General features: G+C 69.7%; 26 protein-coding genes, 2 tRNA genes, 1 other RNA gene and 1 pseudogene. 19 read left to right on the top strand and 11 right to left on the bottom strand.

Annotation, left to right across the window (positions count from 1 at the left end; all coding sequences use genetic code 11):
- Positions 1-9: 9 nt before the first annotated feature.
- Positions 10-108: signal recognition particle sRNA small type (ffs, locus tag ABZS64_RS18390), an RNA gene on the bottom strand.
- A gap of 72 nt (positions 109-180) precedes the next feature.
- Between ffs and ABZS64_RS18385 the strand changes: the two genes are divergently transcribed.
- A tRNA-Ser gene (locus tag ABZS64_RS18385) sits at positions 181-268 on the top strand.
- 294 nt (positions 269-562) lie between these two features.
- Here ABZS64_RS18385 and ABZS64_RS18380 read toward each other — a convergent pair.
- The 4 genes from ABZS64_RS18380 to ABZS64_RS18365 all read right to left on the bottom strand — a co-directional run bounded on the left by ABZS64_RS18380 (position 563) and on the right by ABZS64_RS18365 (position 4088).
- Positions 563-859, bottom strand: a complete 297-nt coding sequence (locus tag ABZS64_RS18380) for a hypothetical protein (protein WP_355830221.1) — start codon at positions 857-859, stop codon at positions 563-565.
- 572 nt (positions 860-1431) lie between these two features.
- Complete coding sequence (locus tag ABZS64_RS18375; protein ID WP_355830219.1) at positions 1432-2649, bottom strand: PP2C family protein-serine/threonine phosphatase; 1218 nt, start codon at positions 2647-2649, stop codon at positions 1432-1434.
- Between the two features lie 96 nt (positions 2650-2745).
- Entirely contained in the window at positions 2746-3504 is a 759-nt protein-coding gene (locus ABZS64_RS18370; protein WP_355830216.1) for an IclR family transcriptional regulator, read from the bottom strand.
- A 71-nt stretch (positions 3505-3575) separates the two neighbouring features.
- Positions 3576-4088: a tetratricopeptide repeat protein gene (locus ABZS64_RS18365; RefSeq protein ID WP_355830213.1), complete on the bottom strand. Its 513-nt coding sequence runs from the start codon at positions 4086-4088 to the stop codon at positions 3576-3578.
- Between the two features lie 148 nt (positions 4089-4236).
- On the opposite strand from ABZS64_RS18365, the gene ABZS64_RS18360 reads away from it, so the two are divergent.
- Positions 4237-5223 (top strand): aldo/keto reductase, encoded by a 987-nt coding sequence (locus ABZS64_RS18360; protein WP_355830210.1) that lies wholly within the window; start codon positions 4237-4239, stop codon positions 5221-5223.
- Positions 5224-5336: 113 nt separating this feature from the next.
- Here ABZS64_RS18360 and ABZS64_RS18355 read toward each other — a convergent pair.
- Positions 5337-5937: pseudogene (locus tag ABZS64_RS18355) on the bottom strand (sigma-70 family RNA polymerase sigma factor).
- 95 nt (positions 5938-6032) lie between these two features.
- Here ABZS64_RS18355 and ABZS64_RS18350 point away from each other — a divergent pair.
- Positions 6033-6239 carry a hypothetical protein gene (locus ABZS64_RS18350; protein WP_355830207.1) on the top strand — a complete coding sequence of 69 codons (207 nt, stop codon included), beginning with the start codon at positions 6033-6035 and terminating at the stop codon, positions 6237-6239.
- 56 nt (positions 6240-6295) lie between these two features.
- Here ABZS64_RS18350 and ABZS64_RS18345 read toward each other — a convergent pair whose 3' ends face one another.
- Together ABZS64_RS18345 and ABZS64_RS18340 are read right to left on the bottom strand one after the other, a co-directional pair.
- Entirely contained in the window at positions 6296-8065 is a 1770-nt protein-coding gene (locus ABZS64_RS18345) for an ABC transporter ATP-binding protein (RefSeq protein ID WP_355830204.1), read from the bottom strand.
- A gap of 11 nt (positions 8066-8076) precedes the next feature.
- Positions 8077-9789 (bottom strand): ABC transporter ATP-binding protein, encoded by a 1713-nt coding sequence (locus ABZS64_RS18340; protein WP_355830201.1) that lies wholly within the window; start codon positions 9787-9789, stop codon positions 8077-8079.
- Positions 9790-10207: 418 nt separating this feature from the next.
- On the opposite strand from ABZS64_RS18340, the gene ABZS64_RS18335 reads away from it, so the two are divergent.
- A complete protein-coding gene (locus tag ABZS64_RS18335; protein WP_355830199.1) occupies positions 10208-10795 on the top strand; it encodes an HhH-GPD-type base excision DNA repair protein in 588 nt (195 codons plus the stop codon).
- Between the two features lie 164 nt (positions 10796-10959).
- Positions 10960-12486: a M28 family metallopeptidase gene (locus ABZS64_RS18330; protein ID WP_355830373.1), complete on the top strand. Its 1527-nt coding sequence runs from the start codon at positions 10960-10962 to the stop codon at positions 12484-12486.
- Between the two features lie 63 nt (positions 12487-12549).
- Here ABZS64_RS18330 and ABZS64_RS18325 read toward each other — a convergent pair whose 3' ends face one another.
- Positions 12550-14181 carry a helicase HerA-like domain-containing protein gene (locus ABZS64_RS18325; RefSeq protein WP_355830196.1) on the bottom strand — a complete coding sequence of 544 codons (1632 nt, stop codon included), beginning with the start codon at positions 14179-14181 and terminating at the stop codon, positions 12550-12552.
- Between the two features lie 96 nt (positions 14182-14277).
- Here ABZS64_RS18325 and ABZS64_RS18320 point away from each other — a divergent pair, with 96 nt between their 5' ends.
- Positions 14278-14574, top strand: coding sequence for a type II toxin-antitoxin system VapB family antitoxin (locus tag ABZS64_RS18320; RefSeq protein WP_003955420.1), 297 nt, complete (start codon positions 14278-14280; stop codon positions 14572-14574).
- A gap of 133 nt (positions 14575-14707) precedes the next feature.
- The gene (locus tag ABZS64_RS18315) at positions 14708-15334 is read left to right on the top strand and encodes a LytR C-terminal domain-containing protein (protein WP_355830193.1); all 627 of its coding nucleotides are present in this window, start codon (positions 14708-14710) and stop codon (positions 15332-15334) included.
- Positions 15335-15368: 34 nt separating this feature from the next.
- Here ABZS64_RS18315 and upp read toward each other — a convergent pair whose 3' ends face one another.
- Positions 15369-16004: a uracil phosphoribosyltransferase gene (upp, locus tag ABZS64_RS18310; protein ID WP_355830191.1), complete on the bottom strand. Its 636-nt coding sequence runs from the start codon at positions 16002-16004 to the stop codon at positions 15369-15371.
- 116 nt (positions 16005-16120) lie between these two features.
- On the opposite strand from upp, the gene ABZS64_RS18305 reads away from it, so the two are divergent.
- From ABZS64_RS18305 to ABZS64_RS18265, 9 genes are all read left to right on the top strand, one after another.
- Complete coding sequence (locus ABZS64_RS18305) at positions 16121-16300, top strand: hypothetical protein (RefSeq protein ID WP_355830189.1); 180 nt, start codon at positions 16121-16123, stop codon at positions 16298-16300.
- A 140-nt stretch (positions 16301-16440) separates the two neighbouring features.
- The gene (locus tag ABZS64_RS18300; RefSeq protein ID WP_355830186.1) at positions 16441-16980 is read left to right on the top strand and encodes a hypothetical protein; all 540 of its coding nucleotides are present in this window, start codon (positions 16441-16443) and stop codon (positions 16978-16980) included.
- A gap of 71 nt (positions 16981-17051) precedes the next feature.
- Positions 17052-17480, top strand: coding sequence for a tRNA adenosine(34) deaminase TadA (tadA, locus tag ABZS64_RS18295; protein ID WP_355830184.1), 429 nt, complete (start codon positions 17052-17054; stop codon positions 17478-17480).
- A gap of 85 nt (positions 17481-17565) precedes the next feature.
- Positions 17566-17650 (top strand) — tRNA-Ser (locus ABZS64_RS18290).
- A gap of 278 nt (positions 17651-17928) precedes the next feature.
- A complete protein-coding gene (locus tag ABZS64_RS18285; protein ID WP_355830181.1) occupies positions 17929-18093 on the top strand; it encodes a hypothetical protein in 165 nt (54 codons plus the stop codon).
- A 9-nt stretch (positions 18094-18102) separates the two neighbouring features.
- Positions 18103-18396, top strand: coding sequence for a Dabb family protein (locus tag ABZS64_RS18280; RefSeq protein ID WP_355830179.1), 294 nt, complete (start codon positions 18103-18105; stop codon positions 18394-18396).
- 178 nt (positions 18397-18574) lie between these two features.
- Positions 18575-19417 (top strand): RNA polymerase sigma factor SigF, encoded by an 843-nt coding sequence (locus ABZS64_RS18275; RefSeq protein ID WP_355830176.1) that lies wholly within the window; start codon positions 18575-18577, stop codon positions 19415-19417.
- Positions 19418-19651: 234 nt separating this feature from the next.
- A complete protein-coding gene (locus ABZS64_RS18270; protein ID WP_355830173.1) occupies positions 19652-20515 on the top strand; it encodes an RNA polymerase sigma factor SigF in 864 nt (287 codons plus the stop codon).
- A gap of 59 nt (positions 20516-20574) precedes the next feature.
- Positions 20575-21351: a hypothetical protein gene (locus tag ABZS64_RS18265; protein ID WP_355830170.1), complete on the top strand. Its 777-nt coding sequence runs from the start codon at positions 20575-20577 to the stop codon at positions 21349-21351.
- 15 nt (positions 21352-21366) lie between these two features.
- Here the strand turns inward: ABZS64_RS18265 and ABZS64_RS18260 are convergent, their stop codons facing one another.
- Positions 21367-21585 carry a hypothetical protein gene (locus ABZS64_RS18260; RefSeq protein ID WP_355830168.1) on the bottom strand — a complete coding sequence of 73 codons (219 nt, stop codon included), beginning with the start codon at positions 21583-21585 and terminating at the stop codon, positions 21367-21369.
- 195 nt (positions 21586-21780) lie between these two features.
- Here ABZS64_RS18260 and ABZS64_RS18255 point away from each other — a divergent pair, with 195 nt between their 5' ends.
- The 3 genes from ABZS64_RS18255 (at position 21781) to ABZS64_RS18245 (ending at position 25595) form a co-directional block, all read left to right on the top strand.
- Positions 21781-22239, top strand: a complete 459-nt coding sequence (locus ABZS64_RS18255; RefSeq protein ID WP_355830167.1) for a MarR family transcriptional regulator — start codon at positions 21781-21783, stop codon at positions 22237-22239.
- 18 nt (positions 22240-22257) lie between these two features.
- A complete protein-coding gene (locus tag ABZS64_RS18250; protein ID WP_355830165.1) occupies positions 22258-24675 on the top strand; it encodes an MFS transporter in 2418 nt (805 codons plus the stop codon).
- A 101-nt stretch (positions 24676-24776) separates the two neighbouring features.
- Positions 24777-25595, top strand: coding sequence for a YceI family protein (locus ABZS64_RS18245; RefSeq protein WP_355830162.1), 819 nt, complete (start codon positions 24777-24779; stop codon positions 25593-25595).
- Positions 25596-25601 lie beyond the last annotated feature (6 nt).

Raw genomic sequence — 25601 nt, 5'->3', positions numbered from 1 at the left:
CCGTCCACAAACGCAAGCGCCCCCCACGCACCCGCCAGAGCCGACCTACCCTTGCTGCCTTCCGGCCCTGGGGGAGTTCAGTCAGATAGCGCCACGTGAGGGGCTCCGCACAGGGTACCTGATGGCAGGGGGTGGGAACGAGTTCGCTAGCACTCCTCAACGTCTTGTATTGTTTGCGGCGGAGGATTCGCCTAGTGGCCTAGGGCGCACGCTTGGAAAGCGTGTTGGGGGCAACCCCTCACGAGTTCGAATCTCGTATCCTCCGCCAGTGCCTCACCGGGCACGATGTCGAAGGGCCCCACCGTTCGCGGTGGGGCCCTTCGTCGTTGTCCTTTGTCTTCGCCCGGCTGCCCCCGGCCGGGCGGCGGCGCACCGGCGCGGACGCCAACCGTCAGAGAAACGGCCGGCAAGGTGGTGGGGGAACCCGCTGTGGCTGGGGGTCGGCTCCACGGCCCTCACACTCGTGGCCGTCGTCGCGCCGGACGACGAAGAGCAATGTGCGCTCCGAGCAGTCGCACAGCCAACTCATGCGCGAGGGTCTTCGCCGCATTGAGTCCGTCCGCTACTCGGTCACGACATTGAAGACGGGGTAAACCTTAGGCGTGAACTCCGGCATCCCGGCCTCTTTCGCGAACGGCACAAGGGTTTCTGCGAACCGCTCCCACGCCTCCTGGGATTCCCAGACGTCCACTACGAACCATCCCGTCGGACTGGGCCCGGCAACGTGCGAGATGATGCCTGGCACCGGCCAGTCCGAGCGGCCCTTGACCAGACCGCGTCCACCCGTCACCTTGTTGGCGGTCTGCTCGTACTGGGCCTGAGTGGCCCCGACCATGTCCAGAACTACAATGATCGCCATAACGGCTCCTTCCGTTGTCGGCACCATGCGTCGCCAGTCGACCATCGGAGGGCGCGTGTTGCACGGCATGATCGGCCATGCGGGTGATGAATGGCGCAGCGGAAGTCGGCATCGCATACGCCGACTCGACCGCGCTCGCGGCACTCCTCCTCGCAGGAGGCAAGTACAGCAGCGCTGTACCGCAACCCAGGCAACCGCCCCGTCTGGCAGCGTCCCTCCACGGCCGTGAAGCGATCGGTATGACCGTCGCTGACCGGTACGCGGCACGCAGCAGGCGACCATCGAGCCGAACTCTTGAAGCGCTGGTTAGCACGAGGTGCGGTACGGCAGCGAAGTACAGCAACCACCGCGACTGCAGCCGACCCCTTGTCGGCGAACGCCTTGAACAACTCCCCGGTACGTTCCCAGGGAGCCCCCTGACGCTGTCGCTCAGTCTCAACCGCAGTCTCATCCGTGGATGTTCGCGCTCGTTCACGGCCATGGCAGCGGAAGTCGACACGCAGGATGTGAACGGGTCTGAACTACCAGGAACGGGGACCAGCAGAGTTGGAAAGCGTGTTGGGGGCAACCCCTCACGAGTTCGAATCTCGTATCCTCCGCCGTGCCTCACCGGGCACTTGAAGGCCCCGACCGGGAAACCGGCCGGGGCCTTCGTCGTTGAGGTGTCTCCCGTTCAGGGGGGCGGGCACCGACCCCACAGCGGCCGGCTTACGGAGCAGCAGCAGTGCCGCGTCGTCGTGGAGGCGGCCGCCGACGTGCGCCAGCAGTTCGGCGTGGAGCGCGGCGAGGGTGTGGGACGGCACGTCCGACACATGACGGGCCACCCCCTCGATGAGCGGGTAGAAGTCACGGCTGTGGTTGCGGGCCTCGGTGACCCCGTCGGTGTAGAGGAGCAGCTGGTCGCCGTCGGCGAACGGCAGCACCTGGAGGGTCGGCGTCTCGCCGGTGAGGGCACGCAGGCCGAGCGGCGGGGCCGGATGCGTCGGTTCGACAGGCGTGACCTCGGAATCGCGGACCAGCAGCGGCGGGGCGTGTCCGCAGTTGACCACTTCCATGCGCCCGGCTTCGGGGTATCCGGCGACGACGGCGGTGACGAAGTCGTCGGGACCCAGGTTGCGCGCCAGGCTCCGCTCGATCCTGGCGACGGCGTCGAGGAGGTCCGGCTCGTCGTAGGCGGCCTCGCGGAAGACGCCGAGCACCAGAGCGGCGGTGCCAACCGCGGGCAGGCCCTTGCCGCGCACGTCGCCGACGATCAGCCTGACCCCGTACGGAGTGGGCACCAGCGCGTACAGGTCCCCGCCGATCCGGGCCTCCGCCGCGGCGGCGCTGTAGTGGACGGCCACCTGGAACTCGCCGACAGTGGCGGGCACGGGCTTGAGGAGAGCGTGCTGGGCGGCCTCGGCAACCGAGCGGACGGCTGCCAGTACGCGTTCGCGCCGCCCGCGCAGCATGCTGGCCAGGCTGCTCGCCAGGGTTACGGCGGCCAGTGCGGACAGCACGATTGCCTGCTCACGGCCCGACGTACCGCCACGGGCGCCGAGCACGGCGCCCAGCGCCACTGCGAGGAAGCCGATACGGAGCACTCCCCACGGCCTGCTGGTGGCGGCGGCCAGCGCGGGCCCGACGGCGAGCAGCGGCAGCCAGCTCGGCCCGGCTCCGCTGACGAATGCGAGGAGTGCGACGGCACAGACGATCAGTACGGGCACACAGGCGGCGAGATGCGCGACGCCACACGGCTGCTCCGGTGGCGTAGGCCCATGGTCGTGCTGATGCTTTCGGGCATGGCTCATGTCCTCTGTCGCAGCTCTCTCCTGCTCACGGCGCGCACGCCTGTCCGTTTCATCCAGAAAACAGGTAGCCGCGCAGGGGCCGCAAGGCCAGGATTTTCAGATAGTGAGCGAAAGCCCCCTGGTCACACGGCTCGCTGCCGGGAGCAGCCGCGCCCGGACCTCGTCGATGCGGGAGAGCCGGTCCGCGCGGAGGGAGACACCGAGCGAGCCGAGTTTGTGCCCGCTGTACACGGGCACCGCGACGCAGATCGTGCCCAGGGAGTACTCCTCCAGGTCCGTGACGGCCGGGGCAGTGCGTGATGTGTCGAGATGTCGAAGCAGCTCGGAACGGTGGGTGATGGTGCGGGGCGTGAGGTCGGCGAGGGAGTGCCGGGAGAGGTACTCGTTGCGGGAGTCGTCGTCCAGCTCCCGCAGCACGCACTTGCCCAGCGCCGTCGCGTGCCCGGCGTCCTCGAATCCCACCCAGAGGTCGACCCGTGGCGCCCGTGGGCCGTCGACGATCTCCGCGACCCGGATCTCGCCCTCCTCGTAGAAGGTCAGATAGGCGGCGGCCGACAGTTCGTCCCGCAGGGCGGACAGCGTGGGACGGATCCGGGTGAGCAGCCCCTGGCCACGGCTTCCGGCGTGCAGCGTGTGCACCTTTTCCCCGATGACGTACGCCCCGTCGTCGAGCTTGCGCAGATAGCCGTCGTGGACCAGCGTCCGCAGCAGGTGATAGGTCGTGGCCAGCGGCAGTCCTGCCTCACGTGCCAGCTGCTTCGCCGGAGCACCGCCCTCGTGTGCCCCTGCTGCTTCCATCAAGCGGAAGGCCCGCTGCACTGAAGTGATGAGCGTAGGGCTGCCGTGAGCACCCATGTCACAAGCTTGCGCCCGGCGTACCGCGCCAGCAAAGTCCCTCGGCCGGGACCGGCTCCGGACGACCCGGATCACACCGTCTCGTTGAGATTCTTGGAGTACTGCTCGATCGCCCGCCTGTACAGCTGCACCTGCGGGTCATGACTGGTGGTGGCAAGCAGTCTCAGCAAGATCTGCATGGCTTCGTGATGGTCCCCCGTGTTGAACAGAGCCATGGCGAGGAAGGTCTGCAGGCCCCCGTCGTCGGGGTACTGCGCCACGCCGAGGCGGAGGGTGTCCACTGCACGCGGGTACCGGCCCAGTACCCGGTAGGTGCTTCCGAGACCGAGCAGGGCGCCGCGGCGGTCGTCGTCCGAGAGGCCGCGTCCGCCGAGGCAGCGCTCGTAGAAGGGGACAGCCTCGGATTCCAGGCCCAGCATGTCGTGGACCTCCGCAGTGCAGTACGCCACCCGGGCATCGTCGGGGAATCTCGCGAGCAGAGCCAGCAAGTGCTCTCTCGCGTCTTCCAGGCGGTTTTCCTCACGCAGCCGGACGGCTTCGGCGAGCAGGTCCCCGGCCTGGTCCTCGTTGTTCTGTGCGCTCATGCGCACATCCTCGCGCGACGGCGAGTGTTGACATAGAGAGCACTCCAAGATCCAGACTCCTGCTCAGCGCCCGGGCCCGATGGGCCGCTGAAGCCGACCGAGCCCCCGGACCCGCCGGAGCCCCCGGAGCCGCAGGAGAGGAACGCCCATGAGATACCGCACCATTGGCCTGAACCCGAGCACCCGGCGCGAGGTGAGCGTGCTGAGCCTGGGCGCGATGCTCTTCGGGACGGCCACCGACGAAGCGACGTCGTTCGCGATCCTCGACCGGTATGTCGAGGCCGGCGGGACCTTCATCGACACCGCCAACAACTACGCGTTCTGGGTCAACGGCACCCAAGGCGGTGAGAGCGAGGCCCTGCTCGGCCGCTGGCGCAGCAGCCGGGGCATCGGTGACGAGATCACCATCGCCACCAAGCTCGGCGGACGGCCGCTGGAACCATCCACCGGCTTCAGCAAGAACATCGAGGGCCTGCCGGCCAAGGTCATCCGCGAGTCCGCCGAGCGCAGCCGCGAACGCCTCGGCGTGGAGAAGCTGGATCTGCTGTACGCCCATGTCCAGGACGACGCCGTGCCGTTGGAGGAGGTCGTCGAGTCCTTCGCCGGGCTGGTCGCCGACAGCACGGTCGGTCTGCTGGGCGTGAGCAACCACTGGGCATGGCGGGTCGAGCGCGCCCGCTCGCTGGCCGCGGCGGCCGGGCTGCCCGGCTTCGAGGTGCTGCAGTACCACCACAGCTATCTGCGACGGCGGACCGACCGGCCGACGCTGCGCTCCCCCGACGGCGAACTCGGCGTGGTCGCCGGGGATCTGCTCAGCTATCTGCGAGCCGAGCCGGAGCTGGCGCTGGTCGCCTACTCGCCACTGCTGGCCGGGAGTTACGTACGCGAGGACAAGCCGCTGGACTCCGGCTTCGACCACGCGGGCACGCCCGTACGGCTGGCGGCGCTGCGCGAGGTGGCCAAGGAGACCGGGGCCACCGTCAACCAGGTGGTGCTGGCCTGGCTGATCGGGGGCGAGATCCCGGCGATTCCGCTGGTCGGCGCGTCCTCGGTGGCGCAGCTGGACGAGAGTCTGGCCGCCGTGGACCTGGAACTGACGGCGGAGCAGCGGGCGAAGCTCGACGCGGCCGTGTGAGTCGCGTGAGTCGCGTGAGTCGGGTGAGGTGACGAGTGGACCCGGCCGGTCTCCGGCCGGGTCCGACACCCTCTCGTCAACGGCCGCTCGTCAAAGGGGACTTGGACGAGAATTCAAACAGCGACCGGCTGTTCCGCCTCGTGCAGCAGGCCGACCAGCGAGCTGCGGGCGCGAGCCACCCGGGAGCGGACAGTTCCCACGGGGCAGCCGCTGACGAGGGCGGCCTCGGCGTAGGGCAGACCCAGCAACTGCGTGAGGACAAAGGCTTCCCGGCGCTCGTCGGGGAGCGTGGCCAGGAGTTCGGCGAGGGCTATTCCGTCGTCGAAGCCGGGAAGGTTACGGGACTGGGCGCGCTCGGCGGCGGACTGCCAGTCGTCCGTGTCCGCGAGCCGGGGCGGGCCGCGGTGTGCCGGAGGCTGTCGATCACCGCGCGCCGGGCTATGGAGAGCAGCCAGGTGCGGGCCGAGGAGCGGCCTTCGAAGCGGTGCAGACTGCCGAGCGCCCGCAGGAAGGTGTCCTGGTCAGATCGTCGGCGGCCTGCGGGTCGGCACTGAGATAGGCGACGTACCGGCGGACGTCGCGGTGCAGCGCACGCACGAATCGTTCGACGGCCAGGGGGTCACCGCCGCGGGCGTCGAGCGCCCATGCGGTGATCGCGTCGTCGGTCGTACATCGCGACGTGCGGGGAACGGTCGAGGTCAGGGCAGAGTTCATTGCCTGGTGTCCTTCTCGGGATCCGGGAATGCGGACGCACACGCGGGGGTGCGGGTCCAGTGAGTCGTACGGCCGCGCGCACAGGGGCGCGGCCGATGCCCGAGCTCGGCCGCCGCGAGCAGGCGGTCGCGGTGCTGGAGGAGCTCGTACGCGTCCATCTTGGGGAGGACGGGGGGTTGCGGGAGGGGTGCTACGACCTGGGTGCGGGTGTTGCGGTGCGGCATGAGCTGGTGTGGGGGGACTTCTTTCTGGCGGTGGGGGTGGGGGTACTGGTGGGGTTGGTGGACGCGGACGAGGTCTAGGTCGGGGCGGGGCCGCTGCGCGGGGCTTGTCCCGTACCCGGGAAAACCCCACCCGTTTACCCGGACGTATCGCGCCTGCCGCCGTGCCAGGACGTCCACAGCGCCGCGTACGCGCCCCCGTCCGCCACCAGTTCCTCGTGCGTGCCCAGTTCCGCCAGCCGGCCGTCCGCCAGGACAGCCACCCGGTCCGCGTCGTGGGCCGTGTGGAGGCGGTGAGCGATGGCGATGACCGTGCGGCCCTGGAGGAGGGCGGCGAGCGCACGTTCCGCATGGCGGGCGGTCGTCGCGTCGAGGAGGGCCGTCGCCTCGTCGAGTATCAGTGTGTGCGGATCGGCCAGGACGACGCGGGCCAGGGCGAGTTGCTGCGCCTGAGCCCCGTCGAGGTGGTGGCCGCCCGCGCCCAGTTCGGTGTCCAGGCCGTCGGGGAGCTCGGCCGCCCAGTCGGCGCCGACGGCCGCGAGAGCGGCGGTCAGTTCGGTGCGGGTGGCCGAGGGGGCCGCGATCAGGAGGTTGTCGCGGACCGTGCCGAGGAAGACGTGGTGTTCCTGGGTGACCAGGACGACCTGGCGGCGCAGCTGTTCGGGGTCGAGCGCGGACAGCGGTATCCCGCCGACCGTGACCGTGCCGGTGTGCGGGGCGTCGATACCGGCGAGCAGCCTGCCGAGCGTGGACTTGCCCGCGCCGGACGGGCCGACGACGGCGAGCCGTTCGCCGGGGCGGACGGTGAGGTCGACGCCGTGCAGGACGTCGCGCCCGCCGTCGTAGGCGTACCGCGCGCCGGCCACCTCGATCCGGTCGTCGGCGGGAGCGTCGGAGGCGGCCGGCTGCGCCGCAGGGGCACGGCCGAGGCCTTCGACCCTGGCGAACGCGGCGGTGCTGCTCTGCAGTTGGTCGAGCCAGAACAGGACGGTGTCCAGCGGTTCGGACAACTGCCGCAGATACAGGGCCGATGCGACCACCGCACCGAGGGTGACCGTGCCATGGGCGTGCAGTACGCCGCCGAGCAGCAGGACACCGGCGACCGGCAGGACGTACGAGACATCCACGGCCGGGAACAGCACACTGCGCAGGAACAGCGTCCGCGTCCGGGTTCGCCTGCACTCCTCGACCGCGGCCCGGCAGGCCGCGATGCGCCGCTCCTCAAGGCGGAGTGCTTCGACGGTGCGGGCGCCGGAGGCGGTGGCGGCGAGCACTTCGGCGAGCGCGGAGTTGGCGGCGCCCTCGGCGAGGTAGTCGGTGTGCGCACGGCGCAGATACCAGCGGGCGGCGAACCAGATGCCGGTCAGGCCGAGCAGCCCGCAGGCGCCGAGCAGCGGATCGAGGGCGAAGACCGCGCCGATGACGAACAGGGCCTGGGTCACCGCGATGAAGACCTCGGGCCCGGCGTCGCGCAGGGTGGTGCCCACGGTCGCGACATCGGCGGTGCCGCGTGAGGTGAGGTCGCCGGTCCCGGCGCGCTCCACGACGGATGCGGGCAGGGCGAGTGCCCGCTCGACGAACTGCTCGCGGATCCGGGCGGATGTCCGCTCGCCGAAGCGGTGTCCCAGGTACCGGGCGAAGCGCGCGAGCAGCAGCTGGGCAAGGGCGAAGCAGAGGATGGCGACGGCCAGCCGGTCTACTGTGGCGACGCCCGCGCCGTCCCTGATCCGGTCGATGACGCGGCCGAGCAGCCAGGGCCCGGCGAGCCCGGCCGCCGCGGCGAGCGCGTTGAGTGCGATCACGGCAGCGAAGGCGCGCCCGTCCATACGGATGAGCCGCAGGGCGGCGCGGCGTACATGGTGGGTCTCGGCGACGGGAAGCCGGCGGTCCGCGCTTGCCCCCTTCATGTGTCCTCCTCTCACGCGTCCTCCTCGCCAGCGCTGCGGGAGACCAGCTCGCGGTATCCGGGCTCGGCCGCGAGCAGTTCACGGTGGCTGCCGGTGGCGACCGTGGTCCCGTCGACCAGGAAGTACACAGTGTCCGCATGTTCAAGCAGCAGCGGCGATGTGCTGGTGACCACCGTGGTGCGCCCTGCGCGGGCGGTACGCAGCCGGGGCGCCAGCACCGCCTCCGTATGCGCGTCGACGGCCGATGTGGGCTCGACGGCCATCAGCACCTCGGGTTCGGCGAGCAGGGCCCGTACGAGCCGGATCCGCTGGCGCTGACCGCCGGAGAGATTGCGGCCCTGCGAGTCGACGGCCGAGTCGAGTCCGTCCGGCAGTGCGTCGACGATGTCCTGGGCGACGGCCGCGTGCACCGCGGCCGCGACGGCGTCCTCGTCCCGGTCGGTGCGCCCCGCGACGACCTCCCGCAGCGTGCCCGAGAACAGATCGGCCTCGTTGTCCGCGATCAGGATCCGCTCCCGTATTCGTGCCAACGCCACCTCGTCGAGCCGTATCCCGCCCCAGGTCGCCGCCGACCCGGTGAACCTGCCGAGCCTGTCCACCACGGCCGCGCACTCCGCGGGCCGGGAGCTGACCAGCGCGGTCAGCCGCCCGGGCGCCACCTTCACGCCGGACTCGGGATCGTGCAGTACGGCCGCCGCCACGGGCCCGTCCACCGTGTCCGGGACGTCCGCATCGGCCGGTTCCAGATTCAGGAAGCGCACCACCTGGCGGGCCGCGACCAGTCCGCGCCCCAGGTCGTAGCCGCCCTCGATGAAGAAGGCCACCGGTACGACGAGGACTGCGACATAGCCGTAGACCGCGACCAACTCCCCGACGGTGATGGTCCCTTGCACTGCCATCCGGGCCGCGAGCCAGGTCACGGCGGCGAGGAACACCGCGGGCAGCCCGACTCCGAGCGCCTGGATCCAGCTGGTCACGACGCCGACCCGGTAGCCCTCGGCGCGCAGCGACTGGGACCCGCGGCGGTAGTGGTCGGCGTACAGCCCTTTGCCGCCGAGGCCGTTGAGCACGCGCAGCCCGCCGACGAGGTCCCCGATCCGCCCCGCGAGCTCCCCCTGGCGCTCGCGGTAGACCGCCTCAGCGCCCTGCAGCCGCCCGAGCAGCGGCCCGACGAGCAGCGCGAGCACCGGCACGCCGAGCAGCACCACCGCTGTGAGCAGCGGCGACACGGTGAGCAGCAGGACGGCCACGACGAGATAGGCGAAGACCGCACCGACTCCGGGCCCGGTGATGGTGAGCGTCTGGCTGATCGTCCTGACATCGCTGATGCCGATGGTGACGACCTCGCCGGCGGTGAGCACCCGCGGCAGCGCCGCGCCGAGCCGTGTCGACTGCCGCACGACGACATCGACGGTACGGAAGGCGGCGTCCATCCGGATCCGGGTCATGGTCCGATGGCGCATGATCGCCAGCCAGGCGTTGAGCACCCCGACGCCGAGCAGCGCCGCGACCCAGCCGGTCAGCGCGCCGAGGTCGCCGTGCCGGAGTCCTTCGTCGATCGCCCGCGACAGGAGATACGGCGGCAGTGTCAGGCACACCATCCACAGACTGCCGAGCAGAGCGCCCGCGGCGGCCCGTCGCCGCTGGCTGGTGATCAGCCACCACAGATACCGTCCGGCGCTCCGGCTCTCCGGGGTGCCAGGCCCCGTATCCGCGTCTGTCACACGGGCGACTCTACTGACCGGCCTCCGGCAGCAGACCGGTCAGGTCCAGGAGTCTCGAAGCAGCCCGCTACCAGGGCCGCCGGCGACCGACATCACCTACCGGCTGCTGGCAGGCACCCCGGCCGCCTGACCGGCCTCACACCGCCCTCAGCCCGTGAGGCCGGGAACTGACCGGCCCCGCCATCCGACTCCTCTCCCGTACATACGAGAGGGCCGTCAGGGCGAGCACCAGGAGCACGAACCCCACCAGGGCCGGGGGCACGGGTATCCGTGAAGTCCTCATGCGTCCATACCATACGGGGGTATGAGCCCGAAGCGAACCCCCAAGAACTGTGAGGAAGAACGGAGGGGTCGCCGGGAACCCGGAAGGCCCGTGGCGCGACTGGCGTACGCCCCTCGGCCGGGTGATCATCGGGACATGAGCCCCACGATTCATCTCGCCCAGCAGCCCGAGGCCGACGAACTGCTCGGTCGCAGCCCGCTCGCCGCCCTGGTCGGCATGCTGCTCGACCAGCAGGTCCCCATGGAGTGGGCGTTCTCGGGCCCGTACACCATCGCGCAGCGACTCGGCGGCGACGATCTGGACGCAGCCGGGATCGCCGCGTACGACCCCGACGCCTTCGCCGAGCTGCTGAAGGAGAAGCCCGCCGTCCACCGCTATCCGGGCAATATGGCCAAGCGGGTGCAGCTGCTGTGCCAGTACCTCGTCGACGAGTACGACGGCGACGCGAGCGCCGTCTGGCGCGATGTGGCGAGCGGGGACGAGCTGCTCGCGCGGCTGAAGGCGCTGCCCGGCTTCGGCGAGCAGAAGGCGAAGATCTTCCTGGCGCTCCTCGGCAAGCAGTTCGGCGTACAGCCCACGGGCTGGCGCGAGGCGGCCGGAGCGTACGGCGAGACGGGCTCCTACCGCTCGGCTGCCGACATCACCGGGCCCGAGTCACTGGCCAAGGTGCGCGCGCACAAGCAGGAGATGAAACGAGCCGCGAAGGCAGCCAAAAAGTCCTGATCAACGGTGTGTTGAAGTGGACGGATCACGTCCTGGTGTCAACGCGGTGAAATACGCCATGAGTTAGGGCACAACAGTTCACAGAGCTCGCAGAGATCGCTAACTTCCCCTCAACCTCGTAAACACCGGGAAGGATCTCTGTGAAGGCAACCCGTCGCAGAGCCGTGGCCACCATGGCCGCCGCCGCACTCGCGACCCCGCTCCTGCTGGCATCCGCCTCCCCTTCCGCCGCCCGCCACAACCCCGGCGACCAGGCGGCCAAGGACGCGGCGAAGCTTGCCAGGAAGCTGGTCGAGAAGTCGTCCGCCCAGGACGCCTACAAGCATCTGCAGAAGTTCCAGCAGATAGCCGACACCACCGGCGGCCACCGCGCCGCCGGATCGCTCGGGCACGACGCCTCGGCCGCGTACGTCTACCAGCAGCTGAAGAAGTACGGCTACGACGTCTCGTACCAGCAGTTCGACTTCATCTACACCGAGACGCAGGCCGAGAAGCTCGCCGTCCTCTCGCCCGCGCCGCGCGACGTCGTGATCAAGGCGATGACGTACACCAAGTCCACCCCGGTGGGCGGCATCAAGGCCGATCTGGCCGCCGTGCCGGTGGACGACACGACCGGCTGCGAGCCCGCCGACTACGCGTCGGGGACCTTCACCGGAAAGATCGCGCTCATCAAGCGCGGCGGCTGCACCTTCGCCGCGAAGCAGGCCGCCGCTGCCGGAGCCGGTGCGGTCGGCGCGGTCATCTACAACAACACCGACGGCGCGCTGTCCGGCACCATCGGCGACCCGGCCGCCGGCAAGATCCCGACCGGCGGAGTCACCAAGGCCGAGGGCGAGAAGCTCGTCGCGGACCTCGCCAAGGGCCCGGTGAACATCTCCTTCGAGATCCGCGAGCTGCAGCAGAAGCGCTCCACGAACAACGTCATCGCGGAGACCCACGGCGGCAACGCGGCCAACACCGTGATGCTCGGCTCACACCTCGACTCGGTGACCGCGGGCCCCGGCATCAACGACAACGGCTCGGGCTCGGCCGGACTCCTCGAAGTCGCCCAGGAACTCACCAAGTCCAAGGCGAAGCCCGCCAACAAGGTCCGCTTCGCCTGGTGGTCGGCGGAGGAGAACGGCCTGCTCGGCTCGGAGGCGTACGTCGCCCAGCTGAGCTCCCTGGGCAAGAAGGAAATCAAGCTCTACCTGAACTTCGACATGATCGCCTCGCCGAACTACGGGCTCTTCGTCTACGACGGCGACGACTCGGACCATGTGGGCGCGGGCCCCGGCCCGGCCGGATCGGCCCAGCTTGAGCGCGACATCAACGAGTTCCTCGACAAGAAGGGCGAGCCGCACGAGGGCACGGACTTCACGGGACGCTCCGACTACGGCCCGTTCATCGAGGTCGGCATCCCCTCCGGCGGCACGTTCACGGGCGCTGAGGGCATCAAGACTGCGGCCCAGGCGACGAAGTTCGGCGGTACGGCGGGGGTCGCGTACGACGTGAACTACCACGCGGCCGGCGACAACCTCAGCAACATCAACATGACGGCTTTCGCTGTCAACATCGGCGTCATCGCCAACGCGGTGGGCACGTACGCCCATGACCTGAGCTCGCTGCGCAAGCCGGTGGTGAGCGTCCCGACGGACGGCGACGCGGGCAGCGGCGGCGGCCTCCACGACGGCCACGACGTGACGGAGTAACCCGCTCCTCAATCGCCGGCGGGGCTGCATCGGCCCCGTCCGGCGATTGAGGACACGCCCCGCCTAACGCCTCCGGCGCGCCGTGCCGAACAGCGAGCGGGAGATCTCGCGCCCCAGCTGCGTCCCCACCGACCGCGCCAGCGACTTGAAGACCCCGCTCCCCACCACCTGCCCGACCAGCGACTCGTCGCGCTTCGACGGCGCCGGCTCCGCCTCCCGGGAGGTCCGCGGCGCCGCGGACTCCGCGGCCCGTTCCGCCGCCGTCTCCGCCGCCTTCTGCTCCGCCGTCAGCTTCTCGTACGCCGACTCGCGGTCGACCGCCTCCGCATAGCGCGCGTACAGCGCCGACCCCTTCACCGCCTGGTCCAGGGCAGCCGCGTCGATCGGACCCATCCGTGACTGCGGGGCGCGCAGCCGCGTCGCCGCGACCGGCGTCGGGGCGCCCTTGTCGCTGAGCACGGTGATCACGGCCTCGCCCGTGCCGAGCTGCGTGAGCAGCTCCTCCAGGTCGTACGGCGAGTTGGGGAAGGTCTTCACCGTCGCCTTCAGCGCCTTGGCGTCGTCGGGCGTGAAGGCGCGCAGCGCATGCTGCACCCGGTTGCCGAGCTGTGCCAGCACATCGCCCGGCACATCCTTCGGGGTCTGCGTCACGAAGAAGACGCCGACCCCTTTCGAGCGAATCAGCCGCACGGTCTGGGTGATCGACTCCAGGAACGCCTTCGACGCCCCGCTGAAGAGCAGATGCGCCTCGTCGAAGAAGAAGACCAGCTTCGGCTTCTCCACATCGCCGACCTCCGGCAGATCGTGGAAGAGATCGGCCAGCAGCCACATCAGGAACGTCGAGAACAGCTGCGGCTTGTCCTGCACGGCGGCCAGCTCCAGTACGGAGACGAGCCCGCGCCCGTCCGAAGCCGTACGCAGCAGCTCGGTCGTGTCGAACTCCGGCTCACCGAAGAACCCGCCCGCGCCCTGCTGCTCGAAGGCGGTGATCGACCTCAGGATCACCCCCGCGGTGGCGGTGGAAAGACCGCCGATGTTCTTCAGCTCCGCCTTCCCGGTGTCGGAGACGAGAAAGGCGACCACGGCCCGCAGATCCTTCAGGTCCACCAGCTCCAGGCCCTTGGAGTCGGCGTAATGGAAGATCAGCCCGAGCGACTGCTCCTGTGTCTGGTTGAGCTGGAGCACCTTGGAGAGCAGCACGGGTCCGAAGCTGGTGACCGTCGCGCGCACCGGAATGCCGGGGCCGATGCCGCCGAGTCCGTAGAACTCGCACGGGAAGCCCTGGGCCTGCCACTCCTGGCCGACCTGGCCCGCCCGCTCCTGGACCCTGGCGTTCGCCTCGCCGGGCGCTGAGATGCCGGACACATCGCCCTTGATGTCGGCGAGGAAGACGGGCACGCCGTTGGCTGACAGCTGCTCGGCGATCAGCTGGAGCGTCTTGGTCTTTCCGGTGCCGGTCGCGCCCGCGACCAGGCCGTGCCGGTTGAGCATCGACAGGGGGATACGGATCTGCGCGTCGGCGTGGCACTGGCCGTCCCAGAGCAGGGCGCCCAGGTCGAGCGCGGCGCCCGTCAGCGCGTATCCGGAGGCGATCTCCAGCGCGGGCTGGGGCAGCGCGGACGCGGAGGACACCGGTTCGGGAGCCACCTGTTCGGGGGCCACGGATGCGACCGGGCCCTGTTCGCTCTCACTCATGACGGACCCCTGTTTCCGGGTTTGCGTGATTTTGCCCAGGATCGCACTCCGCCGCCGTGGCTGCGCCCGGAGCCTCTTGACCGGTAGGCTTTCCGTGTGATCTTCAAGCGCATCGGTAACGGCCGGCCGTATCCCGACCACGGCCGGGAAAGCACCCGGCAGTGGGCGGATGTGGCGCCGCGCCCGGTCCGCCTCGACCAGCTCGTGACAACCAAGGGCCAGCTTGATCTCGAAACGCTGCTCGCGGAGGACTCGACGTTCTACGGCGACCTCTTCGCCCATGTCGTGAAGTGGCAGGGCGACCTCTATCTGGAGGACGGTCTGCACCGCGCCGTGCGCGCCGCGCTCCAGCAGCGCCAGGTGCTGCACGCCCGCGTTCTGGAACTGGGCTGAGCCGCACGCCGGTCCCCGGCAGGCTCCCCGGCTGCCTCCGCGACTGAGCCTTTCGGGCCTTTTACGGACCGTACGGACGCAATCGGTTGATCGTTTAGTAGGCATTGGCACCAGGCCGCACTACGCTGCGCCCATGAGCATGCTCACTCCCCCCGGCATGGGCGGAAAGTACCGCATCACGGGCGACAAGTACCCACGAATGCGACGTCCTCGCAACCGCGGCAGGATCGTTTTGGTAGCTCTCGCCGCGGTGGTCGCCCTCGGCCTCGCCGGCTGGGGAACACTGCAGCTCATCGACGTCTTCACCGGCGACGACGGCACGAAGGCGTCGGCGGCGCGCACGAAGGACTGCAAGACCGCGCCCAAGCCCTCCGCCGCGCGGGCGCTTCCGCTGAAGCCGGGCCAGATCACGGTGAACGTCTACAACGCGACCCCGCGCGGCGGCCTCGCCAAGGCGGCCGCCGACGAGCTCAAGAAACGCGGCTTCGCGATCGGCAAGGTGGGCAATGCCCCGGTGGCGTACGACAAGAAGGTCGCCGGCACCGGGATACTGCTGGGCGGCTCCGAGGCGCAGCAGGGCGCGTTCCGGGTACTGGCCACCCAGCTGAAGGGCAGCCAGCTGAAGACGGACGCACGCCGGACGGCGGACGTCGACCTGATCCTCGGCACGGCCTTCAAGACCCTGGACACGAAGAAGGACGCCGACGCGGCGCTGGCCACCCTGGCCAGGCCCGCCCCGGCGCCCTCCGGGAAGTGCTGAGCCGAATCCGGTCCCTGGATCGACCGGACAGGACCTAGTCGGCCGTGCCGTACATGCGGTCGCCCGCGTCGCCCAGCCCCGGCACGATGTAGCCGTGGTCGTTGAGCCGCTCGTCCACCGACGCGGTGACCACGGTGACCGGCGTGCCCGCCAGCTCGCGTTCCATCATCTCGACGCCCTCGGGCGCCGCCAGCAGCACGACCGCGGTCACATCGTCCGCGCCGCGCTTGATCAGTTCCCGGATCGCCGCGACGAGCGTGCCGCCCGTGGCCAGCATCGGGTCGAGGACGTACACCTGGCGGCCCGAGAGGTCCTCGGGCATCCGGGTCGCGTACGTCGAAGCCTCCAGGGTCTCCTCGTTGCGGATCATCCCGAGGAAGCCCACCTCGGCGGTCGGCAGCAGCCGCACCATGCCCTCGAGCATGCCCAGGCCGGCCCGCAGGATCGGCACGACCAGCGGGCGCGGGTACGAGAGCTTCACGCCCGTCGTCCCGGTGACCGGGGTCTCGATGTCCACCTGCTCGGTGCGCACGTCCCTGGTGGCCTCGTACGCGAGCAGGGTGACCAGCTCGTCGGCCAGGCGCCGGAAGGTCGGGGAGTCGGTGCGCTTGTCGCGCAGCGTGGTGAGTTTGTGCGCCACCAGCGGGTGGTCGACGACATGGATCCGCATGCGCACAACAGTAGCCGGGCTGGCATCAAGGGTGGATGCGGAGGGAAGGTGGGGGGAGTCCCCGAGGCCTCAGGGCCGAGAAGGACGACGGACCAAGCCGTGGGGTGGTGTGGCCGATGCAGGAGCCTGAACCCGGACAGCAGGAAATAGAGACGGACGCCGCGCGCAGGCGGCGACGCGCCCAGTTCCTCCGCGAACTCAACGAGGCCAAAGCACTGCGCGACCGCGTCCAGCCCCGGCGGGCCCGAGCGGCCCGGATGCGCCAGCAGATGCGCATGCGGACGTTCCGCTGGTAACCGGTCCCGGCAGAACTGATGGCCGACGCAACGACGGAAGACCTCTCGCAACGGGCAGGTTTCTGCCACGATTCCGAGTGGGCGGGGCACGAAGCATCGCACCGCCGGTCGTCACACCTCTGATCAGTGGGAGAGTCACGGTGTACTTCGCCGCACTGCTCGCGCGCACTCAAGACGGGTGGGAAGCGAGCGACACAGAGCTCGACGATGTGGAGACCCTGTCGGATCTGACCGACCTGGCCCGTGAGGCCTCGGTGGACGAGGACACGGTGCTCGTCTACATCGAGCAGGAGGACGCCTGGTTCGGCGTTCTGCGGGTGGAGGGCGAGGAGGACCCTCGTATCTTCGTCTCGGACGCGGCCGCGGCCGCACGCTCCTCGTACGGGGAAATCCTCACCAACGAACTGCTCGGCGGGGACGATGACGACCCGGCCGACGACCTGGACACGCTGGATCTCGACGGCACGGAGGACGGAGAGCCGGAAGACGACGAAGCGGACGACGAGGTCGGCGAGTCGGGTTCGGCCGCCGAGCTGGTGCCCGCGGGACCGGTCGGCGATCGCGACATCCTCCTGGACCTGGGACTGTCGGAGAAGGAGCTGCTGGCACTCGACACGGACGCACTGCTGGAGATCGCGGACGCGCTCGGCGCCGCCGACGTGCTGGAGACCGTCCGCTAGTGGCCGGGGGCGTACCTGATCCCGCACCCGGACCCGTACGTGATCCGGTACGCGACCCGTGGGAGGCGCCGATGCGTCTCGCCATCGAGGAGGCCAAGCGCGCGGCTCTGTCCGGCGATGTGCCGGTCGGCGCCGTCGTGCTGGGCCCGGACGGCTCGCTGCTGGCCACCGGGCACAACGAACGCGAGGCGACCGGCGATCCGACGGCGCACGCCGAAGTGCTGGCGATCCGCAGGGCCGCCGCGGCGCTCGGGGAGTGGCGGCTGAGCAGCTGCACGCTCGTAGTGACACTGGAGCCGTGCACGATGTGCGCGGGCGCGATCGTGCAGTCCCGGGTCGGCCGGGTGGTCTACGGCGCACGCGACGAGAAAGCGGGCGCGGCGGGCTCGCTGTGGGACGTCGTACGGGACCGGCGGCTGAACCACCGGCCCGAGGTGATCCTCGGCGTGCTCGAGCGTGAGTGCGCGCAGCAGCTGACGGACTTCTTCCGGGGTCACTGACCCGACGGGTCCGGATACGGAGTCCGGATACGGAGTCCGGATACGGATTTCAGAGCACGGCCCACCTTGGGCTAAGCTCTCTCCCGGTAGCGTGTCCGAGCGGCCGAAGGAGCTCGCCTCGAAAGCGAGTGTGGGGAAACTCACCGAGGGTTCAAATCCCTCCGCTACCGCTCTTTTCGAAGGGGCCCGACGCATCGCGTCGGGCCCCTTCGCTGTGCCCCGCACGCGCTCGCGCGAAGGGCAGTGAGGGCCGGTTCCTGACCCCGTCGGACTCCTGCCGGATCCGCCGGGGCTTCACCCTCCATGCTGCTGCCTGAACGCGGCCGGAACGGTCGGCAAAGGGCCCAGATGACCGGGCCCTTGCTCATTAAAGGGCTCGGTTAGACTCACGCGACGCACGACCAGGGGGCTGCAGGAGCGCCAGGGGGTCACAGGGGAGGCAGGGCTGATGGTGCAAACGAAGAAGATCGCTCTCTACATCGTTGTCGTCTTCGTGCTGTACACGATCATCACCTCTCCCGCCAAGGCAGCCGACCTGGTGCAGATAGGGTTCGAGGGCATATCGAGCGCCGCGCAGGGCGTCGGAGAGTTCATGACCGAGATCGTGAATTAGGAGTGCCCCTTGATCCGCCATCTGGTCCTCTTCAAGCTCAACGAGGGTGTCGAGCGTGACGAGCCGCGTGTCGCCGCGGGTGTGAAGGCCTTCCAGGAACTCGACGGGCAGGTGCCCGAGCTGGAGTTCTGGGAGTGCGCCTGGAACATCACCGACCGGCCGATCGCCTATGACTTCGCGATCAACTCCGCGGTGGCCGACCGCGATGCGCTGAAGCGGTACATCGAGCATCCGGCCCATCAGGCGGCCGCCGGTCTGTGGCGCGAGTTCGCCACGTGGGTGATCGCCGACTACGAGTTCTGAACCCCCGGCTTTCCAGCCCCTCGCCACCATGGCGGGGGGCTTTTTTGAGGTTTAAAGGCCAACTTACCTTCAACACGGAGTTATGCGGTGCTTGCACACAGTGGACATGTCTTGTGATGCTATGACCGCTTTTGACGGATGAGTTGACCGTAGTTGACCGCAAAGGGGTGGCGTGACCGTGCCGGCCAGTACTGCGCCTCAGGTGCTACCCCAGAACGAGCGGCCGGACGACACCCCGGGCGCCTCGAAACCGCAGAGCAGGGGTGCGGACACCCGGGCGCTCACGCAGGTGCTCTTCGGCGAGCTCAAGGGGCTCGAGCCGGGCACCCCGGAACACGCCCGGGTCCGTGGGTCGCTGATCGAGGCGAATCTGCCGCTCGTGCGGTACGCCGCCGCCCGCTTCCGCAGCCGCAACGAGCCGATGGAGGACGTCGTCCAGGTCGGCACCATCGGGCTCATCAATGCCATCGACCGCTTCGACCCGGACCGCGGGGTGCAGTTCCCGACCTTCGCGATGCCGACGGTCGTCGGCGAGATCAAGCGGTACTTCCGCGACAACGTACGGACGGTCCATGTGCCCCGCCGGCTGCACGAGCTGTGGGTCCAGGTCAACGGCGCCACCGAGGATCTGACGACGGCTCATGGCCGCTCGCCCACGACCGCCGAGATCGCCGAGCGGCTGAAGATCGGCGAGGACGAGGTGCTTGCCTGCATCGAGGCGGGGCGCTCGTACCACGCGACCTCGCTGGAGGCGGCCCAGGAGGGCGACGGGCTGCCCGGGCTGCTCGACCGGCTCGGTTACGAGGACCCGGCACTGGCCGGCGTCGAACACCGCGACCTCGTCCGCCATCTGCTCGTACAACTGCCCGAGCGCGAGCAGCGGATCCTGATGCTGCGCTACTACAGCAATCTGACGCAGTCCCAGATCAGCCAGGAACTGGGCGTTTCGCAGATGCATGTGTCAAGGCTGCTTGCCCGAAGCTTTGCCCGACTGCGATCCGCAAACAGGATCGAGGCATAGCTGAAACGGGTAGACCGTTTCAGCGCCGGTTCCAGCGACTCAACAGCCCTGCACCCCCTGTTTCCTGCGCAGATTTGCCGGATACTTGTCGACATGTCACTACAGCGTGTTGCCGACATGTGACATTCTGCGGGAACCGCGTTTGCCGCAGCTCCGCCTCCGGTATTCAGGTGGAGGCTGCGTTCCTCCGATGGTCGTGGCCGCCGCGACCGTCCGCGACCTCAAGGGGGTGGCATGTCCGTAGAACAGGGCAGCTCGAAGGTGCTCACGCTCACGAAGAGCGCACCCGCACCTGTCGTACCTGACAGCTCGGAAGCCATCGACACCCGCACACTGTCCCGCTCCCTGTTCCTGCGGCTGCGCGCACTGGACGCCGAGAACACCGCGGGCACGGCCGACAGCCCGGAGCGCACCTATGTGCGCGACACTCTCATCGAGCTCAACCTCCCTCTGGTGCGGTACGCGGCGGCACGCTTCCGCAGCCGCAACGAACCGATGGAGGACATCGTCCAGGTCGGCACGATCGGCCTGATCAAGGCGATCGACCGGTTCGACTGCGAACGCGGCGTGGAATTCCCCACGTTCGCGATGCCGACGGTCGTCGGCGAGATCAAGCGCTTCTTCCGCGACACCTCCTGGTCGGTGCGGGTGCCGCGCCGGCTCCAGGAGCTGCGGCTCGCGCTCACCAGGGCCAGCGACGAGCTGGCGCAGAAGCTGGACCGCTCCCCGACTGTTCCCGAACTCGCCGCGGTGCTGGGGGTGTCGGAGGAGGACGTGGTCGACGGCCTTGCCGTCGGCAACGCCTACACCGCCTCATCGCTGGACTCGCCCTCGCCCGAGGACGACGGCGGCGAGGGCTCGCTGGCGGACCGTCTGGGGTACGAGGACACGGCGCTGGAGGGCGTGGAGTACCGCGAGTCGCTCAAGCCCCTGCTGGCCAAACTCCCGCCCCGCGAGCGGCAGATCATCATGCTTCGCTTCTTCGCGAACATGACCCAGTCGCAGATCGGCGAGGAGGTCGGCATCTCGCAGATGCATGTCTCGCGGCTGCTGACCCGTACGCTCGCGCAGCTGCGGGAAGGTCTCATCGCCGACTGAACCGGCCGAAGCCCGGGGACGGGGTTCCTTATTGACGGTGCGTCAGACACACTGGCGCGATGCGACGACGTCATGGAGCCGCTCTCGCAGCGGTCGCGCTCCGCCTCGGCGGGGCGCTGACCGCCTGCGGGAGCGGTGGCGGCGACGGCTATGTGGCGGTCGGAGCCGCGGGGTCGGGGCCCGATGAGGCACCCACCGCCGCCGTGCCGCCGAAGGGCAAGGTCGTCCTGGTGCCGCTGGACGGCACCACGCCGTCCGGTGACGAGGCGGGGAAGCCACCGGGCGAGCCCGGAAAGCCCGGCGGTGAGGGCACGACCGGGACGGGACTTCCCACGGTGCCGGGCAGCGGCGCCACGGGCGGCACATCGGGCGGTACGAGCGAAAGCACGGGCAGTTCCGCAGGCCCGGGCGGCACCTCGGGCAGTACCGGCGAAACCACAGGCGGCCCGGGCGGCTCAGGCAGTACGGGTGGCAGCACCGGCGGCACCACCCCGCCGGCCGGCCCCACCCCGACCCCGTCCCCCGCAGGCCCCGCCGTGCTCGCACTCGGCGAACCGGTCCATGCCGCGCTGGACAAGCGCTGGTGCGAGAAGGTGACCGTTGAGTTCCGCAACACCGGCGGCTCGCCGGTGGCCGCGGGCACCGTCACCTTCGCTACGCACATCATCGGCGCACTCGGGATCGACTGGGCGACCATCGAGTCGGCTCAGCCGCTACCCGCGCCGATCGCCGCGGGAGCGGTGAGAAAGCAGGCGTACACCGTGTGCGTGGACGCCTGGCGGGTGCCGCTGGGCATGCATATCGAGACCCAGGACGTCACCGCAGTATGGAAGTGACCCCGCGGTGGAGGCTCAGCCCAGGGCGAGCCAGGCCACCGCGCCGAGGATCACGACGGCCGCGATGACGCCGACGATCAGTCCGGCCCGCGAGGAGGACTGCGCGGCAGGCGCCGCCTGGCGGCCCTGCGGCGCACCCTCGTCGACGAAGGCGCGGAACATCTGGGTGCTGCCCGCCGGGTCGTAGTTGCCCTCGGGGCCCTGACCTTGGGGAGCGTGGGGGTTGTGTGCCATGGGGCAGGACCCTAGCGAACGACGGTTCGCCGCCCAACCCCGGGCTGGTAGCAGATACCTCCCCCGGCGGGCCATGACCGGCGGCATGCGAAGCCTTTGGTGTTCCTTTACTACCTGACGCCCGAATTCGTTTGCCTGCAGCAACCAACAGCTTCTATGGTTGCCCAAAGCAACGAGATGCTGGGAGGGACGGCCGTGGCCGCACAGAGTCAGTACGCGGAGCTGGCCCGTCAGATCAGCGCCATCGGCGCCGTGAAGCGCGACCTCGCGCGGATGCTGCCCGCCGAGTGCCCGTCCGGTTCGGCCGCCGTACTCACCCTGCTCGACCGGCACGGTGAGATGCGGATGAGCCGGCTGGCCGAACTCCTCGCCGTCGACATGTCGGTCACCAGCCGCCATGTCGCGCACGCCGCGGAACGCGACTGGATCGAACGGCTCCCCGACCCGGGAGACAAACGCTCCCGGATCCTGCGGCTCACCCCCGCAGGGCTGGACATGCTCGACGAGCTCGCCCAGCGGACGGCCGACATGTTCGCCCAGAACCTCAAGGACTGGTCCGACGAAGAAGTCGGACAGCTGATCGTGATGCTGGCCCGGCTCCGCGACAGCTTCGGCGACTGCCGGGCCCACCACCCCACCCGTACACCCGCATAAGAAGAGTGAAGGAAGTTCATGGCTACGACCACACCGACCGGTGTGCGGGGCGGCCACGCCAAGCACGGAGGCCAGTCCTCCGCCGACGGCGCGCCGATGACACACCGACAGATCATGGAGGCACTGTCCGGGCTGCTGCTCGGCATGTTCGTCGCCATCCTGTCCTCCACGATCGTCTCCAACGCCCTGCCGGAGATCATCACCGACCTCGACGGAGGGCAGAGCGCCTACACCTGGGTGGTGACGGCGGCGCTGCTGTCGATGACCGCGACCACCCCGCTGTGGGGCAAGCTTTCGGACCTCTTCAGCAAGAAGTTGCTGGTCCAGATAGCGCTGATCATCTATGTGGCGGGCTCGGTGGTGGCCGGGCTCTCGCAGAACACCGGCATGCTCATCGCCTGCCGCGTTGTTCAGGGCATCGGCGTCGGCGGTCTCACGGCCCTCGCGCAGATCGTGATGGCCGCGATGATCGCCCCGCGCGAGCGCGGCCGCTACAGCGGCTACCTCGGCGCGACCTTCGCCGTCGCCACCGTCGGCGGCCCGCTGCTCGGCGGCGTCATCACCGACACCGACTGGCTCGGCTGGCGCTGGTGCTTCTACGTCGGCGTGCCGTTCGCGATCATCGCGCTGATCGTCCTGCAGAAGACCCTGAAGCTCCCGGTCGTGAAGCGTCAGGTCAAGGTCGACTGGTCGGGCGCCTTCTTCATCAGCGCGGCGGTCTCGCTGCTGCTGCTCTGGGTGACCTTCGCCGGTGACAAGTACGACTGGATCTCGTGGCAGACGTACGCGATGGTCGGCGGCGCGATCGTGCTCGGCGCGATCTTCCTCCTGGTGGAGTCGAAGGCGAGCGAGCCGATCATCCCGTTGCGGCTGTTCCGCAACCGCACCATCACGCTGGCCTCGCTGGCCTCGCTCTTCGTCGGCGTCGCGATGTTCGCGGGCACCGTCTTCTTCAGCCAGTACTTCCAGCTTGCGCGTGACAAGTCGCCGACGATGTCCGGCGTCATGACGATCCCGATGATCGCCGGCCTGTTCATCTCGTCGACCGTCTCGGGCGTGATCATCACCAAGACGGGCCGCTGGAAGGCCTGGCTGGTCAGCGGCGGCGTGCTGGTGACGGCCGGCCTCGGGCTGCTCGGCACCATGCGGTACGACACCGAGTACTGGCACATCGGGGTCTTCATGGCCGTGATGGGTCTCGGCCTCGGCATGATGATGCAGAACCTGGTGCTCTGCACGCAGAACCAGGTCGCTCCGGAAGACCTCGGCTCGGCCAGCTCGGTCGTCACCTTCTTCCGTTCGCTGGGCGGTGCGGTCGGTGTCTCGGCACTGGGCGCGGTCATGGCCAACCGGGTCACCCACTACGTCAAGGACGGACTCGCCGAACTGGGCCCGCAGGGCGCGGCGCTGAGCCACGGCGGCACGGCGGGCGGCGGCATTCCCGATCTGGACAAGCTGCCCGCGCCGATCCGCACGGTGATGGAGAGCGCGTACGGACACGGTGTCGGCGATGTCTTCCTCTACTCGGCGCCGTTCGCGCTGCTGGCCTTCCTGGTGACGCTGTTCATCAAGGAGGTGGCGCTGAAGAGCCACGCGAAGCCGGAGCAGGTCGAGACCGCAGAGGTCCCGGCGGCTGTGGAGGCCCAGGCACCGGTCGCGGCGGTCGTCGCCGGGACCGCCGTACGCGGTGTGGTGCGCGAAAACGAGGGCGCGCCCGTGGCCCACGCGGCCATCACCCTCATCTCCCCCGCCGGACGGCAGCTCGGGCGCTCGGTCGCCCAGGCCGACGGCAGCTACGCACTGGACGCGCCGGGCGCCGGCTCGTACGTACTGATCGCCTCCGCCGACGGCTACCAGCCGCAGGCGTCCACGGTGGTCGTGGGCGGCGAGCCGCTGGCCTACGACATCCTCCTCTCCGGCACCAGCGGTCTCGCCGGGACCGTGCGGGCCGCCGAAGGCGGAGCGCCGGTGGAGGGCGCGATGGTCGTCGTGACGGATGTACGCGGCGATGTGCTGGCGACCGGGAAGAGCGCGGAGCAGGGCGAGTTCGCCTTCGGCGAGCTGGTGCCCGGTTCGGTCACCGTCGCGGTGAACGCCGACGGCTACCGGCCGCTGGCGCTGCCGGTGGAGATCGGCGGCCAGGGCGTCACCCGCGTCGAGGTGGCCCTCCAGGCCGGCGCGCTGGTCCAGGGCGCCGTACGCGGCGGGGCCGGCCGGCGTCCGCTGGCCGACGCCCGGGTCACGCTCGTCGACGCCGCGGGGAATGTGATCGCCACCGCGACGACGGGGGAGGACGGCGCGTACGCCTTCGCCGACCTCGACTCCGGCGAGTACACGGTCATCGCGACCGGATACCCGCCGGTGGCCGGCGCGCTGACCGTGGCCGGTCACGGCGTCGACGGTCACGACATCGAACTCGCCCACCCCGGCGAGTAGTTGATCTCCCGGCCGCGTTCCGAGCGGAGGCGCGGCCGGGACCGGGGCGGCAGGCAGGGGACGGCCTGCCGCCCCCTGCTCTTTGCGCAAGGAGAAACGGGATGGGACTTCACGCACAGGTACGGACGCGGGACGGCTGGGCGGTCCAGCACGCGGTCGTCACGGTGACCGACATGACGGGCGCGCAGGTGCTGCGGGCTGCGGCGGACGGGGAGGGCGCGGTGACCACGGCCGATCCCCTGGTGCCCGGCCCGTACACGGTGATCGTGACCGCGCTCGGATACGCACCGGCCGCATCCACCGCGATGGTGACGGCGAGCGGCCGGGCGGAGGTCGGCACGGTGATACTCGCCCGCCAGGGCGGCGTGGAACTGCCCCCGCCGGGCACCTGGTCGGTGGACCCGGCGCACTCGTCGGTCGGCGCGGTGGCGCAGCACCTGGGGATCTCCAGCGTGAACGGCCGCTTCACGGACTTCGGCGGCCGCGTCACGATCGCGCCCGATCTGACGCAGTCCCGCGTGGACGCGGTCATCCAGGCGTCGTCGATCGACACGGGCAACGGCCTGCGCGACAAGCACCTGTGCTCGGCGGACTTCCTGGACGTCGAGCGGTACCCCGAGATCACGTACCGCAGCCACGGCCTGACTGCGGCGGGCACGGACCGCTGGACCGTCCACGGCACGCTCACCCTGCACGGCGTCGTCCGCGAAGTCGATCTGGACCTGGCGTACTTGGGGACGGGGCCCGATCCGTGGGGCGGGGTGCGGGCGGCCTTGCGCGCGACGGCCGAGCTGCAGCGGGAGGACTTCGCGATGAACTACAACCAGGTGGTGCAGGCGGGGATCTCGGCGATCGGGACGACGCTGAAGGTGGAACTCGCGATCCAGGCGGTCCAGGGCGAGTCGGTTCCGGCGGCCTGAGGAATA

The organism is Streptomyces sp. NPDC005408, from assembly GCF_040606445.1.
Lineage (GTDB): Bacteria > Actinomycetota > Actinomycetes > Streptomycetales > Streptomycetaceae > Streptomyces.
The sequence above is the reverse complement of the archived record's forward strand: the minus strand, read 5'-3'. Positions and strand labels throughout refer to the sequence as shown.